The sequence below is a fragment of the Pseudoalteromonas sp. Xi13 genome, from assembly GCF_003952205.1.
Lineage (GTDB): Bacteria > Pseudomonadota > Gammaproteobacteria > Enterobacterales > Alteromonadaceae > Pseudoalteromonas > Pseudoalteromonas atlantica.
In genome coordinates this window covers 1767049-1783761 of sequence record NZ_CP034439.1, presented here as the reverse complement: position 1 = coordinate 1783761, position 16713 = coordinate 1767049, and the positions used below count along the sequence as shown (strand labels likewise).

General features: G+C 42.0%; 14 protein-coding genes. 10 read left to right on the top strand and 4 right to left on the bottom strand.

Annotated elements, in window-relative coordinates; genetic code table 11:
* Positions 1-12: 12 nt before the first annotated feature.
* Together EJ103_RS08015 and EJ103_RS08010 are read right to left on the bottom strand one after the other, a co-directional pair.
* On the bottom strand, positions 13-1503 hold the full coding sequence (locus EJ103_RS08015; protein ID WP_126006978.1) for a CoA-acylating methylmalonate-semialdehyde dehydrogenase: 1491 nt from the start codon (positions 1501-1503) through the stop codon (positions 13-15).
* Between the two features lie 103 nt (positions 1504-1606).
* Complete coding sequence (locus tag EJ103_RS08010; RefSeq protein WP_126006976.1) at positions 1607-2788, bottom strand: acetyl-CoA C-acyltransferase; 1182 nt, start codon at positions 2786-2788, stop codon at positions 1607-1609.
* 330 nt (positions 2789-3118) lie between these two features.
* On the opposite strand from EJ103_RS08010, the gene EJ103_RS08005 reads away from it, so the two are divergent.
* From EJ103_RS08005 to EJ103_RS07965, 9 genes are all read left to right on the top strand, one after another.
* Positions 3119-3553, top strand: coding sequence for a MerR family DNA-binding transcriptional regulator (locus tag EJ103_RS08005; protein ID WP_004587901.1), 435 nt, complete (start codon positions 3119-3121; stop codon positions 3551-3553).
* Positions 3554-3601: 48 nt separating this feature from the next.
* On the top strand, positions 3602-4777 hold the full coding sequence (locus tag EJ103_RS08000) for an isovaleryl-CoA dehydrogenase (protein WP_126006974.1): 1176 nt from the start codon (positions 3602-3604) through the stop codon (positions 4775-4777).
* 10 nt (positions 4778-4787) lie between these two features.
* Complete coding sequence (locus EJ103_RS07995) at positions 4788-6407, top strand: carboxyl transferase domain-containing protein (protein WP_126006972.1); 1620 nt, start codon at positions 4788-4790, stop codon at positions 6405-6407.
* 13 nt (positions 6408-6420) lie between these two features.
* Positions 6421-7191: an enoyl-CoA hydratase/isomerase family protein gene (locus tag EJ103_RS07990; RefSeq protein WP_004587898.1), complete on the top strand. Its 771-nt coding sequence runs from the start codon at positions 6421-6423 to the stop codon at positions 7189-7191.
* A gap of 8 nt (positions 7192-7199) precedes the next feature.
* Entirely contained in the window at positions 7200-9191 is a 1992-nt protein-coding gene (locus tag EJ103_RS07985; RefSeq protein WP_126006970.1) for an acetyl/propionyl/methylcrotonyl-CoA carboxylase subunit alpha, read from the top strand.
* Positions 9191-10093 (top strand): hydroxymethylglutaryl-CoA lyase, encoded by a 903-nt coding sequence (locus EJ103_RS07980; RefSeq protein WP_126006968.1) that lies wholly within the window; start codon positions 9191-9193, stop codon positions 10091-10093. The genes EJ103_RS07985 and EJ103_RS07980 overlap by 1 nt, the downstream gene beginning before the upstream one ends.
* Before the next feature lie 45 nt (positions 10094-10138).
* On the top strand, positions 10139-10837 hold the full coding sequence (locus tag EJ103_RS07975; protein WP_004587895.1) for a CoA transferase subunit A: 699 nt from the start codon (positions 10139-10141) through the stop codon (positions 10835-10837).
* A gap of 15 nt (positions 10838-10852) precedes the next feature.
* Entirely contained in the window at positions 10853-11509 is a 657-nt protein-coding gene (locus EJ103_RS07970; protein WP_004587894.1) for a 3-oxoacid CoA-transferase subunit B, read from the top strand.
* Between the two features lie 315 nt (positions 11510-11824).
* Positions 11825-12706, top strand: a complete 882-nt coding sequence (locus EJ103_RS07965) for a LysR family transcriptional regulator (RefSeq protein ID WP_004587893.1) — start codon at positions 11825-11827, stop codon at positions 12704-12706.
* Positions 12707-13695: 989 nt separating this feature from the next.
* Here the strand turns inward: EJ103_RS07965 and EJ103_RS07960 are convergent.
* Together EJ103_RS07960 and msrA are read right to left on the bottom strand one after the other, a co-directional pair.
* Entirely contained in the window at positions 13696-14451 is a 756-nt protein-coding gene (locus tag EJ103_RS07960; RefSeq protein WP_126006966.1) for a transporter substrate-binding domain-containing protein, read from the bottom strand.
* A 116-nt stretch (positions 14452-14567) separates the two neighbouring features.
* On the bottom strand, positions 14568-15857 hold the full coding sequence (msrA, locus tag EJ103_RS07955; RefSeq protein WP_126006964.1) for a peptide-methionine (S)-S-oxide reductase MsrA: 1290 nt from the start codon (positions 15855-15857) through the stop codon (positions 14568-14570).
* Between the two features lie 196 nt (positions 15858-16053).
* On the opposite strand from msrA, the gene pxpB reads away from it, so the two are divergent.
* Positions 16054-16713: a 5-oxoprolinase subunit PxpB gene (gene pxpB / locus EJ103_RS07950; protein WP_126006962.1), complete on the top strand. Its 660-nt coding sequence runs from the start codon at positions 16054-16056 to the stop codon at positions 16711-16713.

The following is a 16713-nucleotide window of genomic DNA, read 5'->3' as shown; positions in this document are numbered from 1 at the left end:
TTTTGAGTGTGTTTATTTTAAATTAATGCTCATGTTTGGACCTGAAGCGATGTCGTCTTCAAACCAACGTGAGGTAATGGTTTTAGTTTCTGTGTAAAAACGTATACCTTGCTTACCATAGGTGTGCGTATCGCCGTAAAACGAGCCTTTCCAACCCGTAAACGAGAAAAACGGCAGCGGCACCGGAATAGGCACATTAATACCCACTTGGCCTACTTCAATTTCATGTTGAAATTTACGAGCCGCAGCACCACTTGAGGTAAATAACGAGGTACCGTTGCCGTACGGGCTTTCGTTAATAAGAGCAATTGCCTCATCAAGCGTATCTACAAACATACAGGCAAGCACAGGGCCAAAGATTTCTTCTTTGTATAAGTCCATTTCTTTTGTCACATCGGTAAATAGAGTTGGGCCAACCCAGTTACCTTGATCAAAGCCCTCTACTGTGTAGTTTGAACCATCAATTAAACAGGTGGCGCCTTGCTCTTTACCGCTTGCTATAAGCGATAAAATACGCTCTTTTGCTGCTTTTGATGTTTGTGGGCCGTAGGCTGCGTTTTTGTCATCCCACACGCCTGGGCGTACGTTTTCAAAGCCTGCTTTTATTTCATCTACCCACTCACTTGCTTGGCCTACAAACACAGCCACCGAAATACCCATACAACGCTGGCCGGCAGCACCAACCGATGCGCCAACTAGGTTATTTACCACGTGCGATTTGCTCGCATCTGGCATAATAACCATGTGATTTTTAGCACCCACACACGCTTGTACGCGCTTAAGGTTTTGTGTGCCTTTAGAATAAATGTATGCACCTACACCACACGAGCCCACAAACGAAATTGCACGTACTGCTTTGTCTTCTAGTAGGCGGTCTACTTGCGGTTTTGTACCATGAACCACTTGTAATACGCCTTTTGGTGCGCCGGCTTCAATAAATAGCTCAGCTAAACGCATTGGAGTGAGTGGGTCTTGCTCAGAGGGTTTTAAAATAAAGGTGTTACCACATACAATAGCTAGCGGAAACATCCAAAGTGGGATCATCGCCGGAAAGTTAAACGGCGTAATGCCTGCACATACGCCAAGGGGCTGCATGTAAGAGTAGGTATCTATTTTACGGGCAACGTTTTCCATTGTTTCGCCCATCATTAGTGACGGTGCGTTAGCTGCTTGTTCTACTACTTCAATACCGCGCCATACATCGCCTTTTGCATCTTCAAACGTTTTACCTAGTTCGTGGCAAATAATGGTCGCAAGCTCATCGTGGTGCTCTTTTAACAGCGCCGCGTATTTCATCATAATGCGGGCACGCTCGGTAATGGGCACATCTTTCCATGTTTTAAATGTTTCTGAGGCCGAGGCAATCGCTGCATCCATTTCTGAGTCGGTAGTGCATGGCACTTGCGCAAGTACTTCTTGGTTTGCTGGGTTAATTACATCAATAAGCTCTTCAGAAGCCGACTGAACAAATTCGCCATTTATAAGTAGTGGAACTTGGTGCATGGGTAAATCCTGTTGTTAGTGTGTTCTTTTAAAAAATGGCACCGTTTTGTTATTAGTATGAGTACGGTGCATTTTAGTTGCTGTTAGTTAATTAACTTTTTTGTTAGTAAGCCTCTACAGCCATGGCTACAGCTTCGCCGCCACCAATACATAAAGACGCAATTCCTTTTTTAAGGCCACGGTTTTTAAGTGCGTGAATAAGCGTGACTAAAATTCTCGCGCCGCTGGCACCAATTGGGTGGCCAAGTGCACACGCCCCACCGTTTACGTTTACTTTGCTTTCATCAAGTTTTAATTCGTTAATAGCAAGCATGGTAACCATGGCAAAGGCTTCGTTAATTTCCCACAGGTCTACATCAGCGGTAGTCCAGCCTGCTTTTTCAAGCACACTGTTCATAGCGCCCACAGGTGCTACTGTAAATTCACTTGGTTTTTGAGAGTGCGTGCTGTGCGCTACAATTTTACAAAGCGGTGTTAAGCCTTGCTCTTTAGCTTTTGATTCGCTCATTAATATAAGCGCTGCGCCACCATCAGAAATTGACGATGAATTAGCCGCAGTGATGGTGCCGTCTTTTTTAAAGGCAGCACGCAGGCTTGGTATTTTTTCTGGGCGGGCATTACCGGGTTGCTCATCAACCGATACGGTTACATCGCCCTTGCGGGTTTTTATGGTGTGCGGCGCAATTTCGTTTTCAAAGCTGCCGTTTTCGATTGCCGCATTGGCTTTACTTAACGAGCTAAGTGCAAACTCATCCATTTGCTCACGGCCAATGCCGTACTCATCGGCAGTATCTTGTGCAAAACAGCCCATTGCTTTGTTATCGTAAGCATCTTCTAGGCCATCGCTCATCATATGATCTTTAATTTCGCCGTGGCCCATACGCATACCGCCACGTGCTTTAGGTATAAAATACGGTGCATTACTCATGCTTTCCATGCCACCAGCAATTGCGCTGCTAATTGAGCCCGCTTTAATTAAGTCGTTTGCGAGCATAGCGGCTTTTAAACCAGAGCCACATACTTTATTAATGGTGGTAGCACTGGTGCCCAGAGCAAGGCCTGCTTTTAACATTGCTTGGCGTGCTGGCGCTTGACCAAGGCCCGCTGGCAATACACAGCCCATAATTACTTCATCTATTGCATCATTTGCTAAACCAGTTTGTGCAAGCGCACTTGCAATGGCGGTTGCGCCAAGCTCGGTAGATTGTGCATCGGTCAATGCGCCCATAAACCCGCCCATTGGCGTACGCTTTGCTGCTACAATTACCACTGATTCTAAAGTCATAATTAACTCCGTTGTATTTATATGCAAATAGTTGTTAGAATATTTGCTCTATTAATTTAGTATTCATTTATTGTTTAACACCCTTACACAATACTAACGTTTACGCTAACGTCAACTAAAAAGCGTTTAATTTTTAGTTTTAAAAGTGTAAGCATTATTTTCCAGTAACGGCGAAGTGAACAATTAATAAAAATAAACTATTGAATATTAATAATATAATTTAACATTTCACATCAACACTCCTTTATAAATAGTTTCATACCACACCAAGCTTTACCTTTACGTAAACTTCACTTATATTGGAGTTATTCGAATGAGGTAAACACAACTATGAAACCAGATAACCAAACAAACTTTGCAAGTTCTGCAAAAGCGCCAAGCAGTAACGATCAAACCTTTAGTATTAGCGATTTAGCTAAAGAGTTTGATATTACCACCCGCTCTATTCGTTTTTACGAAGACCAAGGTTTAGTAAGCCCTGAGCGCAATGGCCAAACCCGTATTTATTCAAAACGCGACAAAGTTCGCTTAAAACTAATACTGCGTGGCAAACGCTTAGGCTTTACGTTGGCTGAAACAGGCCGTTTGTTTGAACTGTACGATGCTGATAAATCAAGCGCTAAACAGCTGGTGACTATGCTCGATTTAATAGCAGAGAAAAAAGCCGACCTTTCTCAGCAAATGGACGACATAAAAGTTGTGCTTATGGAATTAGTGACAGCGGAGCGCCGCTGCAGAGACACACTCAATAAAATAGACGAGTAGACTATTTTAATAATAAAAACACACTGACAACACACACAGGAATGAATCATGAGCACTATTTCACTTTATAAAGAGATGAACTTTGGCCTTGGCGAAACCGCCGATATGATCCGCGACCACGTAAATAGCTATGCAAGCCAAGAAATTGCGCCACTGGCTGAACAAACCGATATGGATAACGCGTTTCCTAATCAGCTTTGGCCGCAAATGGGCGAAATGGGTGTACTAGGCATGACCGTTTCTGAAGACTTTGGCGGTGCAGGCTTAGGTTACTTAGAGCATGTAATAGCCATGGAAGAAATTAGCCGTGCGAGTGCATCAATTGGCTTAAGCTATGGTGCGCATTCAAACTTGTGTGTAAATCAAATTAACCGTAACGGTAACCAAGCACAAAAAGAAAAATACCTACCAAAACTTATTAGTGGTGAACACATTGGTGCCCTTGCCATGAGCGAGCCAAACGCAGGCTCTGACGTGGTATCAATGAAACTTAAAGCTGAAAAAAAAGGCGATAAATACATTTTAAATGGCAATAAAATGTGGATCACCAACGGCCCCGATGCACACACATTTGTTATTTATGCAAAAACAGATTTAGAAGCCGGCGCTAAAGGCATTACCGCATTTATTGTTGAAAAAGACTTCCCTGGTTTTTCTACCGCACAAAAGCTAGACAAGCTTGGTATGCGTGGCTCAAACACGTGTGAACTGGTGTTTGAAAACTGCGAAGTACCCGAAGAAAACATTTTAGGTAACCTAAACGAAGGCGTTAAGGTACTAATGAGCGGCCTAGATTACGAACGTGTAGTACTTGCTGCAGGCCCCCTTGGCATAATGCAAGCCTGTATGGATATTGTTGTACCATACATTCATGAACGGAAACAATTCGACACCCCTATTGGCCAATTTCAGTTAATTCAAGGCAAAGTAGCCGACATGTATACGCAAATGAACGCAGCGCGCTCATACGTTTATACCGTTGCAAAAGCGTGTGACCGCGGCGAAACCACCCGTAAAGATGCCGCCGGCGCCATTTTATATGCCGCTGAGCTTGCCACTAAAATGGCGCTTGATGCCATTCAAATTTTAGGGGGTAACGGCTACATAAACGAATACGCCACAGGGCGCTTACTGCGTGATGCCAAACTATACGAAATTGGTGCTGGCACATCAGAAATACGCCGCATGCTTATTGGCCGCGAACTCTTTACCGAAAGCCGTTAAGGATTAAATTATGACGATATTAAAATCGAGCGTTAATCCTCACGATCCTACTTTTGTGCAAAATCACAAAAACATGGCAGCTTTGGTTGATGATTTACACAGTAAAGTAGCCACCATTAGCTTAGGCGGTGGCGCTGCGTTAAAAGAGCGCCACGAAGGCCGAGGTAAGTTATTTGTACGGGACCGTATTAGCACTTTATTAGATGAAGGCTCACCGTTTTTAGAAATTTCACAATTTGCAGCCTTTGGTGTGTACGAGCAAGAAATTGCCTGTGCAGGTGTAGTTGCCGGTATTGGCCGTGTTAAAGGCATTGAATGCATGATCATTGCAAATGATGCCACGGTAAAAGGCGGTACGTACTTTCCGCTTACCGTCAAAAAGCATTTACGCGCGCAAGATATAGCCGAGCGCTGTCACTTACCGTGTATTTATTTGGTTGATTCGGGCGGTGCCAACCTGCCCGAGCAAGACGATGTATTCCCTGATAAATTACATTTTGGGCGTATTTTTTATAACCAAGCCCGTATGTCGGGTAAAGGTATTCCTCAAATTGCTGTGGTAATGGGGTTATGTACTGCCGGTGGCGCATACGTACCCGCTATGGCCGATGAAAGCATAATAGTAAAAGAACAAGGCACTATATTTTTAGCCGGCCCACCGCTTGTAAAAGCAGCGACTGGTGAAATAGTCAGCGCCGAAGAATTAGGCGGCGCCGATGTGCATTGTAAAACATCGGGGGTGGCTGACCACTTTGCTGAAAATGACGAGCATGCGCTGTCTATTGCGCGCCAATGTATTGAGCGTATTAATTACACGCGCCCTACAGCGCCGTTACTTAAACAAGAGCTAGAGGATGTAAAACCACCACGATACGATATAAACGAGCTTTACGGTATTGTAGGCACCGACCTTAAAAAGCCGTTTGATGTGCGTGAAGTTATTGCCCGTACGGTGGATGATTCATCGTTTGATGAATTTAAACGCTACTTTGGTGAAACACTGGTCACAGGCTTTGCCAGCATTTACGGGAACCCTGTAGGCATAGTGGCTAATAACGGCATTTTATTTAGTGAGTCGGCGCAAAAAGGCGCGCACTTTATTCAACTATGTGCACAGCGCAATATTCCTTTAGTGTTTTTGCAAAATATTACCGGCTTTATGGTAGGTAAAAAATACGAAGCTGAAGGTATAGCAAAGCACGGCGCTAAAATGGTAATGGCGGTTTCGTGTGCCGATGTACCTAAATTTACGGTGCTAATTGGTGGCTCTTACGGCGCTGGTAACTACGGTATGTGTGGCCGCGCATTTGAACCTACCATGATGTGGATGTGGCCCAATGCCCGTATTTCGGTAATGGGTGGCGAGCAAGCCGCCGGTGTAATGGCGCAAGTTAAGCAAGATGGCTTAGCACGTAAAGGCCATAGTATGAGCGAGCAAGAAGTTAGCGATTTTAAAAAGCCAATTATTGATCAGTACGAAGAGCAAGGCCATCCGTATTACGCAAGCGCACGCTTGTGGGACGACGGCATTATTGACCCTGCCGATACCCGTAACGTATTAGGTCTTGCCTTAAGTGCAGCTAAAAATGCACCACAGCAAGACTCTAAGTTTGGCGTATTTAGAATGTAACCGGAGCGTAAAAATGTCAGTAACACTACAAATAACAAAATCTAATGTGGCTGTACTTGTTTTAAGCCGAGTTGAAAAACGTAACGCATTTAATAGTGAAGTGATACACGAGCTAATTCAGTGCATAGAGCATGCAAATACGCTCGATATTCGCGCTTTGGTTTTAAAAACTGAAGGCAAGCACTTTTCTGCCGGTGCCGATTTAGCCTGGATGAAATCAATGGCTGATAACAACTACGCCGATAATCTGGCCGATTCTATGCAGCTCGCTAAATTAATGCAGGTACTAGCCGCCTCTCCTCACCCAACTATATGTGCTGTACAAGGCGCTGCATTTGGTGGCGCTCTGGGCTTAATTGCATGTTGCGATATTGCCCTAAGTAAAGACGATGCGCAGTTTTGTTTAAGCGAAGTAAAGCTAGGGCTTATACCTGCGGTAATTAGCCCGTATGTAATTAAAGCCATTGGTGAGCGTGCTGCGCGCCGCTACTTTTTAACTGCCGAGGTGTTTGATGCTCACACAGCAAAACAACTTGGTTTGGTTCATCAGGTGACCGGTAATTTAGACTGCGCCCTTGATAACATGCTGCAAACATTAATCGATAACGGCCCAGTCGCTGTAAAAGCCGCTAAATCATTAATTAACGATGTAGCAAATAAGCCTATTAATGATGATCTTATTGAACTCACGGCCGAACGTATTGCAAATATTCGGGTATCGGACGAAGGCCAAGAAGGACTAAGCGCCTTTTTTGATAAACGCCCTCCCGCTTGGCAACTGTAGGACTAATTATGAACACACACACATTAAAAAAGATACTCATTGCCAACCGTGGTGAAATTGCATGCCGTATAATGCGAAGTGCAAAGCTAATGGGCTTAACAACGGTGGCAGTTTACTCTGAGGCCGACAAACACGCCCAACATGTAAAAATGGCTGATGAGGCTTACCACATTGGCCCTGCACCAAGTAAAGACTCATACCTTGTAACAGATAAAATTTTACAGGTTGCAAAAACAAGCGGTGCCGACTGTATACACCCTGGGTACGGTTTTTTATCTGAAAACAGTGAGTTTGCTAAAGCCTGTGAAGCTAACAACATTGCGTTTATTGGCCCTCTTGCAAGCAGCATAGAAGCCATGGGCTCTAAAACCTGCGCCAAAGAAATTATGGCCGCGGCAAATGTACCATTAGTGCCAGGCTATTACGGTGAAAACCAAGATCCTGCTTTTTTACAATCTGAGGCTGAAAAAATTGGCTACCCCGTGCTCATTAAAGCGGCCTTTGGTGGTGGCGGTAAAGGCATGCGCGTCGTTGAGCATGCCAAAGACTTTATAAGTGCGCTTGAAGGCGCACAACGCGAAGCAATTGCGGGCTTTGGTAACGACTTAGTACTGCTTGAGCGCTATGTTAACCAGCCTCGCCATGTTGAAGTACAAGTTTTTGCTGATAACCACGGTAACTGTGTTTATTTAGGGGATCGGGATTGTTCCCTGCAGCGCCGTCATCAAAAAGTAATTGAAGAAGCCCCAGCGCCGGGTTTGTCTGACGAACTACGTAAAGAAATGGGTGAAGCCGCAGTACGCTGTGCCCTTGCAATAAACTACAGAGGTGCAGGTACGGTTGAGTTTTTACTGTGTGGCGATGAGTTTTTCTTTATGGAAATGAACACGCGACTACAAGTAGAGCACCCTGTAACCGAAATGGTAACCGGCGTAGATTTAGTTAATTGGCAAATTAATATTGCCGCTGGGCAAACACTGCCGTTAACGCAATCAGATATACAACTCCAAGGCCACAGCTTTGAAGCGCGTATTTACGCAGAAGATCCAAGTAACGACTTTATTCCCTGCTCGGGCACAATAGAAGCATTAAGCACACCACTTAACAGTGAGTTTGTACGTATTGATACCGGTATTGCACAAGGCGATGAAATAAGCCCGTTTTACGACCCTATGATTGCAAAGCTTATAGTACATGATGATACCAGAGAGCAGGCATTATCGCGTTTACGCCAAGCACTTGAGCAATTTCACTTAGCGGGTTTTAGCACTAACATTGGCTTTTTACACAACTTAGCAAGCCACCCTACATTTGCTCAAGGTGCGCCAAGCACCCACTTTATTGCCGATCAAGGCGATGCGTTGGTAAGTGTTGATAGCGCCGCGCTTGAAAAAGCACAACTAATTGCAGCCTTTGCCTACCTTGAATCGCTTGGTGCTAAAAAGGCAACTCAGCAAAGCGTAAGCCCGTGGCAACAACTCAGTGGTTTTACGCTTAACGCACCACAAAAAGTGGATGTACCATTTACAGACTTAGCTATAAGCGCCGTTAAAACTAAAACGGGTTATGTTGTAACGCATAATGATAAGTCGTTCGATATAGCAGGCTCTGTAAACCAAAACGTATGTAATGTGTTTATTAATGGGGAAAAGTTTACCGCCCATGTTAGCCACGTTGATAATAGTATTAGCGTGATGTTTGCTGCGCTGCAAATTAAGCTTGCTTTAAACACTAAACATTACATTAGCAGCCATGAAAGCGACGCCCTGCCCCTTGCGGCGCCACTTAATGGCACTGTGGTTAAGCATTTAGTTGATGTAGGCAGCACCATTACCAAAGGCGATGCCGTAGTGATTATTGAAGCCATGAAAATGGAATACACGCTCAACGCCCCGCACGATGGTATTTTACAAAGCTACTGCTTTGATGAAGGCGAGTTAGTTTCGCACGGCGCTTTATTAGCGATTGTAGAAGACACCACGGCGCAGGAGGCATCGTGATGGCAGCTTTTCCAACTGAAGTTAAAATTGTTGAAGTAGGCGCGCGTGATGGCCTACAAAACGAAAAATCAGTCACTGCAGCTGATAAAATTTCATTAATAAATGCACTCAGTGACGCAGGCTTAAAAAATATTGAAGCCGGTGCTTTTGTATCGCCTAAATGGGTGCCACAAATGGCCGATTCAGCCGAGGTGATAACAGCGCTTAATTTACCCCATGTAAATTTAAGTGCGCTTACACCCAACTTAAAAGGCGCCCAAGTAGCCCATGCCGTTGGCATAAAAGAATTTGCCATATTTACCGCGGCAAGCGAATCGTTCTGTCAAAAAAATATAAATTGCAGTATTGATGAGAGTATTGAGCGTTTTAGCGACGTTATGGCATTTGCAAAAGCCAATAACATACGTGTACGCGGTTATGTAAGTTGTGTACTCGGTTGCCCTTATGAGGGTGAAATAGACCCGCATAAAGTACTTAGCGTTTCGCAAAAGCTTTTAGATTTAGGCTGCTACGAAATAAGCCTTGGCGATACCATAGGTGTTGGCACTGCAAATAAAGTTACCCAGCTTTTAACACTTTTGCTTGAGCATATTGATAAATCAAAACTGGCGGTGCATTTTCATGATACCTACGGGCAAGCGCTCACAAATATTTACGCAGCGTTAAGCTTAGGTATAGCAACGGTTGATGCCGCTGTTGCAGGCCTTGGCGGCTGCCCTTATGCCAAAGGCGCGTCAGGAAATGTTGCCACCGAAGATGTGGTTTACTTACTCAATGGGCTTGGCATTAAACATGGAATTGATTTACAAAGGTTAAGTAGCGCTGGTTGGAAAATTACACAAGCACTTGGCAAAACGCCTGTAAGCAAAGTTTCAATTGCATTAGGCAACACACAAAAATAATAGCTTAACTTGCCAAATGGCAGTTAACACAATGAGGAGAGTCTCATGGCCGGTTTTGATAAAGTGGTTTCTAGTTACGAAGCTGCAATGGCAGGGTTGAAAGACGGCGATACCGTTATTGCTGGCGGCTTTGGCTTATGCGGTATTCCTGAGGGCTTAATTAAACAAATTAAGGCAATGAACACCAAAGAGCTAACCGTGGTTTCTAACAACTGTGGTGTAGATGACTTTGGATTAGGAATTTTACTTAAAGATAAACAAATTAAAAAAGTAATTGCCTCCTACGTGGGCGAAAACGCCCTATTTGAGCAGCAATTACTAAGCGGTGAAATAGATGTAGAGCTTACTCCGCAGGGCACGCTTGCTGAAAAAATGCGCGCAGGCGGTGCAGGTATTCCTGCATTTTATACCGCTACAGGTTACGGTACGCCCGTTGCAGAGGGTAAAGATGTAAAAGAATTTGACGGACGCCCATATATATTAGAAGAGTCGATCACCGGTGAGTTTGCCATTGTAAAAGCGTGGAAAGCCGACCGATACGGTAATTTAGTATTTAGGCACACTGCCATGAACTTTAACCCAATGGCGGCAACAGCAGGTAAGATTACCGTTGCCGAAGTAGAAGAAATAGTAGAGCCCGGTGAACTTGAGCCAAGCCAAATTCATACCCCCGGCATTTTTGTAAATCGCGTTATAAAAGGCGACTTTGAAAAACGCATTGAACGTGTAACAACACGAGATTAAGCAGGAGCATAGGTTATGGCATTATCACGTGAACAAGTTGCAATGCGCGTTGCACAGGAACTACAAGACGGCTTTTACGTTAATTTGGGCATAGGAATTCCGACACTCGTCGCAAACTATGTACCTGATGGTATTGAAGTTATGTTACAGTCAGAAAATGGGCTTTTAGGTATGGGTCCCTACCCAACAAAAGCCGAGCTAGACGCAGATATGATAAACGCGGGTAAAGAAACCGTGACAGCTGCCACAGGTGCAGCCATATTTAATAGTGCAGATAGTTTTGCCATGATACGGGGTGGTCATGTAGACTTAACCGTTCTGGGTGCATTTGAAGTAGACCAAAGCGGCAACATTGCCTCCTGGATGATCCCCAAAAAGCTGATAAAAGGCATGGGGGGCGCAATGGATTTAGTCGCTGGGGCAAAGAATATTATTGTTACTATGACCCATGCCAGTAAGCATGGTGATTCTAAATTATTAGAGTCGTGCACATTACCGCTAACGGGCGTTAATTGCGTTAAAAAAATAGTAACAGATTTGGCCGTACTTGAAGTTAAAGACGGCGCATTTCATTTACTCGAGCGCGCTCCGGGCGTATCGGTTGATGAAATCATTAGTAAAACAGCAGGTAAATTACTTGTTGACGGTGAAGTACCAGAAATGGTTTTTTAACGCTTTACCATGTACCGACCTCATTCCCAGTGCCAATGGCGCTGAGTTACCCAAAATCCCTCGCAAGAGGGATTTTTTTTGCCTGCCATAAACTTTTTTTCAGTTTTAATACAGTTGTAGTAAATATTATCTATAATACAAATAGCTTTTAATGTAAGCGCTTAGATTATTTGCACTAATTTGTGGATTGTCTGCACCTTTTTTGTGAACTAGTGCTATATTTAAAATTAAACTATTGATATTATTATATTAAATTATTGGTTCGATTATTGCCTATTAAAGGCGTCTTAAATTAATTAAACAATTCTGGAAAACATGCAAACTCCTATTCGAGGCCTCCGCTCTTTTTGCTTTGCAGCAAAAAGCTTAAGTTTTAAACATGCAGCTAAAGAGCTGTACTTAACGCCCTCTGCGGTAAGCCATCAGATAAAACAACTTGAAGAACAACTGGGCATTGAACTCTTTCAACGCCAAACCCGATCCATTAGTTTAACGGCTGCGGGTAAAAACTTTTTTGATGCCATTTCGCCTATTATCTATACGCTTGAAAACACCATCAACGAGTTCAGTCAATTGCAGCAAAATACTAATATAACCATTACGCTGCCTGAATTTTTTGCCAGTGAACTGCTTATGCCTAAATTAAGTGAGTGGACATCTGAGCACCCTAATATAAATTTACAAATGGATACGCTCAAAACCCGTAAAGAGCTAACCCGCCACAGTGATTTATCGATTGTTTTATCCTCAAGTAAACCCACTGAGGGCCTTACTACAGAGCTATTTAATCTTGAATATATACCGGCGTGTAACGAAAAACTGTTAAAACAGTGGAAAGACGATCACTGCCAAGCATTAAACCAAGTACCATTAATCCTTCACAAAGCAAGGCCGTGGGCATGGCACCAATGGGCTGAAAAAGCGGGTATAGATGACTTTTCGCCTACGCAAATTATACAAATTGATAGTATGTTTGGGGTCGCTCGTGCAGCGCAACAGGGCATTGGCATTTCACTTATACCGCTGCCTATTAGCCAAAGCTGGTTTGATGAAAAATGGCTTTATAAATTATTTCAACAGCCCCTTACCACCAAAGATAAATACTATTTAGTACAGCATGAAGCTAATTCGCCAAATCCCGCGCTAGATTTATTTGCTAAATGGGTTGTATCTACATTTAGCAACATTCAAGGTTAGTGTTGCCTTAGTGAATGCAATTTACATTTTGGTTTAATAACGCCAATTTTAATGTGTGCAGCACGTAGCAAGTGCTAAAGCTGCACACAGTAAACTGTAAAGCTCCTTCTTTTTTACTTTCTTGCAGCTTAACAACACCGTTTAGTGATTTATTATTAATTAAATATTTTTATTTAATCATTCGTTTTTGCCCTACAAGCTAATCAATAAAAATTTAACATTTAAAATCAATAAAATAACACTGCAGGTTAGACTAAAGTCTATAGCTTAATTTTTTTCACTTATTGGTTTTATTTTTATCGTTTGTCTGACTTTTACGATTATTCTAAAGTTAACTCATCGCAAGCAAACAGCTAAACGTATTTACTAATTAGACATTATTTACTGTTTTGCACCAAATAAATGCAACCTTTTTAGATGTGATAGCTCTAACAAGGTAAGAAAAGAATCTTATATTGTGTGTGTAAGATGTTGTCAGTGTGAAAAGGCAGTTCAAGTCAGGTAGTGACTTGGTTTGAACTGTTTTTTATTCCACCATCTGCACGCAGCAATAACGTAATTAGCTACTGTGTAGCAAACCAAATCTTATATTGTGTGTGTAAGATGTTGTCAGTGTGAAAAAGCAGTTCAAGTCAGGTGGTGACTTGGTTTGAACTGTTTTTTATTCCACCCGCAGCACGCAGCAATAACGTAATTAGCTACTATGTAGCAAACCAAATCTTATATTGTGTGTGTAAGATGTTGTCAGTGTGAAAAAGCAGTTCAAGTTAGGTGGTGACTTGGTTTGAACTGTTTTTTATTCCACCAGCAACACGCAGCAATAACTAAATTAGCTACTGTGTAGCAAACCAAATCTTATATTGTGTGTGTAAGATGTTGTCAGTGTGAAAAGCGGTTCATGTGAGGTGGTGACCTTATATGGGCCGTTTTTGTTTTATAAACACGATTACCTGCCCCACCGTTTTATACCAATTCGCTTAAATTTAGTATTATTCAACTATAAAGTTATGCTTTTGTTTAAGCTCTTCAATGGCATTTTCATTGTCTTTTAAAAATACATTAAACTTTTTAACGAGCTGTGGGTGTTTAATGCTCGATAACATAAATGCTTGGTGATCAACAGGCAACTGATGTTGAAAAAACACAGGGACGGGAGTATCAAAAAATTCTTCTATATTGTATTTAAGTACATCGTGTGAAATATATATACAATCAACTCGCTCTTTATGCAGCAAATAAATCATCTCAATAACGTTATCATTTTCGAGTACTTGCAAGCCTGGCATTGAGGTTAACTTTTCAAGCCCTTGCAATGTAAAGCCACGCACTTTTGCAAGTGATTTACAATCTTCAAGTTTAATATTGTCCTTTAAGCTCGCTATCCCTGTATGTGTAACTAATGAAGGCACAGAATAATTAATATCTTGTTGATGCTGATTTTTATAACTTACTTGCCAATTAGGGTTGTCGGGGTATTTAAAGTCAACATGGTGATGCTCTATAAATTCTTTATAAAGGCGCGGAATAGGCAAAGTGTAAAATTCAAATTTAATATTTTGTTGTTTTGCAAATAGTTCCAGTAACTCTTTACTAAAACCAAAATAATCACGCTTATTAGTGCCACTGCCATCGTAATAAGGTAGGTATTCTATATTCTCTACCCCTATTACATATTTTTCGGTTGGCTGTGCTAATACAGGGCCTATAGTTATAAGCCCTGATACAAGTGCTAACGTGTTAATCAATTTGATAGTAAAATGCCGTTTATATCGTTTGGATTATTAATTTATATATCATAATCACTGTTAATTAAAGTTTAGATTTATTAAATATAAAAGAGCGAATTAATCGCTCTTATAAATTAGCTTTTGTCACGAGGTATAAACTCTAACACAGTAGCATTAATACAGTATCTATCTGTGCCTCTTGGCCCCTCACCTTTAAATAAATGCCCTAAATGTATACCTGTGCTTTTTGATTTAAGCTCAATTCGAGTCATCCCCCAGCTGGTATCTTTATGCTTAGTAACACTATTTTTAACTGGGTGTTTAAACGACAGCCACCCCGTGCCCGAATTAAATCTATCGCGAGTATCAAATAATGGCTCACCACTTAATTTATCAACAAATACGCCATCGGGAGTGTTTTTAAATTCTTTATACTCTTTACAGTAAGGTCTGTCGGTGCGCTCATTAAATGCGACTTCGTAGGCATCACTATCGCCTAGCTTAAAGGCGCCAAGCGCTTTGTAAAATTCAGCGGGGCTTGCATAGCCTTGACGCGCGTACACCTCTTTTCCATTTTTTAAAAACAAAATGGTGGGGGTTGCCCAAGTTGCCGATTTTATAGTTAGGCCATTAAGCTCATCAGCATGGCGAAATGTCAGTGGGATTGAACCTTTGTAATTGTTAGCGACTGTTTTTTTAAATTTTTCACAGTAAGGGCAGTATTCGCGCGAATCAAGTACCACAATCTGCTTGCCCGTGAGTAAAACGTTATTGTCTACATCTGCTTTTTTAGTTTTATTAAATACCACACCCGTGGCGTGATCTGGGCAATAGCCATTTGGGTTCTTTTGTAAATAATTTTGATGGTACTCCTCAGCAGATACAAACCCCTCAAGGGGTTTTATAACTGTTTTAATTGCCCCATAACCGGCTTCACTTAATAACGGTTGATACTCGGCTTTAACTAGCTCTGCAAGCTGCGCTTGCTCTTTAGTGGTAGTAAGAATAATTGATCGATACTGCGTGCCAATATCATTACCTTGGCGATTCAATTGTGTAGGATCGTGGCTTTCAAAGTAATTTTGTAATAGCGCTTTAGAAGAAATGATATTGCTGTTGTACATCACTTGCACTACTTCAGCGTAGTTGTTTTCGTCAAACCGGCGAGATTGGTCGGTGATATTTTTATAGCTTGCTTTAAAGCCGTGCCCGTCTGCATACCCCGACTCTGCATCAATAACCCCTTCTAGTGCTTCGTAGCGCTTTTCGGCTCCCCAAAAACAGCCAGAACCTAACACAATGGTTTTTATATGCATTGTGGCCTCTACGTTACTGTGCTCTATTTTTTCGGTTGATATAGCAAAGCAGCCGGCGCTAAATGTAATAGCGGCGCCTAATAAATAAACTGAGCGAGAAAATGTCATAAATACCTCTTAATACCTGCGTGTTTTAATTAAGACCCAACATCCATTGTTTTAATTTCAGTAAATAAATACGTGCTAAATTTGAATACAGTTTGAGTCTGCATTTCTTTTTCGTTTATTTTTCTTATGGCTAGGTACTGAATAAATTGACAAAACTATGTTAGCTTTGCTGCACGTTGTATAAAAAGATTAAATTATGACTGCATTTTTACAGGTATTTACTTTAACAAATAACAGTTTGCTATTAGATGCCACACAGCATAAACAAAACAATGTGTTAGACACTCAAAAAAAAATTTGGGCACTCACTAAGCAGCTAAAGCAAAGTAACGAATTTATCGATTTAGTCCCAGGCATGAACTCTTTAACGCTTTATTTAAAATCGACAAGTAATTTAGAAAAATGGCAAAACGCCTTGCCTGATTTATGGGACAAAGTACAAGCAACAACATTTAAAGGCACTCACCATAAAATACACACTACTTATGAAGGAGAAGATTTAGATTTTGTTGCCAAACAAACTAATTTAACACCCCAGCAAATTATTCAAATACATAGCCAAGCCACTTACCACGTTTTATTTTTAGGGTTTCAGCCCGGGTTTGCTTACCTACATGGATTAGATTCACGCTTGTATATCCCACGCAGAGACACCCCGCGTACTAAAGTACCTAAAGGTGCCGTTGCTTTAGGCGCAGAGCAAACTGCCATTTACCCCGCAGAAACACCTGGCGGTTGGCATATCATCGGCCACACAAACACGCCCCTTTTTGATAGCACACACTCAGATCCTTGCTTATTTAAACCCGGCGACACGCTATCGTTCGTTTCAATAAACACAGTGCAAGGAGCATAA

Excerpts from the sequence above, each read along its gene's own strand:
- EJ103_RS08015 (WP_126006978.1), bottom strand. The coding sequence starts at position 1,503 with ATGCACCAAGTTCCACTACTTATAAATGGCGAATTTGTTCAGTCGGCT.
- EJ103_RS08010 (WP_126006976.1), bottom strand. The coding sequence starts at position 2,788 with ATGACTTTAGAATCAGTGGTAATTGTAGCAGCAAAGCGTACGCCAATG.
- EJ103_RS08005 (WP_004587901.1), top strand. The coding sequence starts at position 3,119 with ATGAAACCAGATAACCAAACAAACTTTGCAAGTTCTGCAAAAGCGCCA.
- EJ103_RS08000 (WP_126006974.1), top strand. The coding sequence starts at position 3,602 with ATGAGCACTATTTCACTTTATAAAGAGATGAACTTTGGCCTTGGCGAA.
- EJ103_RS07995 (WP_126006972.1), top strand. The coding sequence starts at position 4,788 with ATGACGATATTAAAATCGAGCGTTAATCCTCACGATCCTACTTTTGTG.
- EJ103_RS07990 (WP_004587898.1), top strand. The coding sequence starts at position 6,421 with ATGTCAGTAACACTACAAATAACAAAATCTAATGTGGCTGTACTTGTT.
- EJ103_RS07985 (WP_126006970.1), top strand. The coding sequence starts at position 7,200 with ATGAACACACACACATTAAAAAAGATACTCATTGCCAACCGTGGTGAA.
- EJ103_RS07980 (WP_126006968.1), top strand. The coding sequence starts at position 9,191 with ATGGCAGCTTTTCCAACTGAAGTTAAAATTGTTGAAGTAGGCGCGCGT.
- EJ103_RS07975 (WP_004587895.1), top strand. The coding sequence starts at position 10,139 with ATGGCCGGTTTTGATAAAGTGGTTTCTAGTTACGAAGCTGCAATGGCA.
- EJ103_RS07970 (WP_004587894.1), top strand. The coding sequence starts at position 10,853 with ATGGCATTATCACGTGAACAAGTTGCAATGCGCGTTGCACAGGAACTA.
- EJ103_RS07965 (WP_004587893.1), top strand. The coding sequence starts at position 11,825 with ATGCAAACTCCTATTCGAGGCCTCCGCTCTTTTTGCTTTGCAGCAAAA.
- msrA (WP_126006964.1), bottom strand. The coding sequence starts at position 15,857 with ATGACATTTTCTCGCTCAGTTTATTTATTAGGCGCCGCTATTACATTT.
- pxpB (WP_126006962.1), top strand. The coding sequence starts at position 16,054 with ATGACTGCATTTTTACAGGTATTTACTTTAACAAATAACAGTTTGCTA.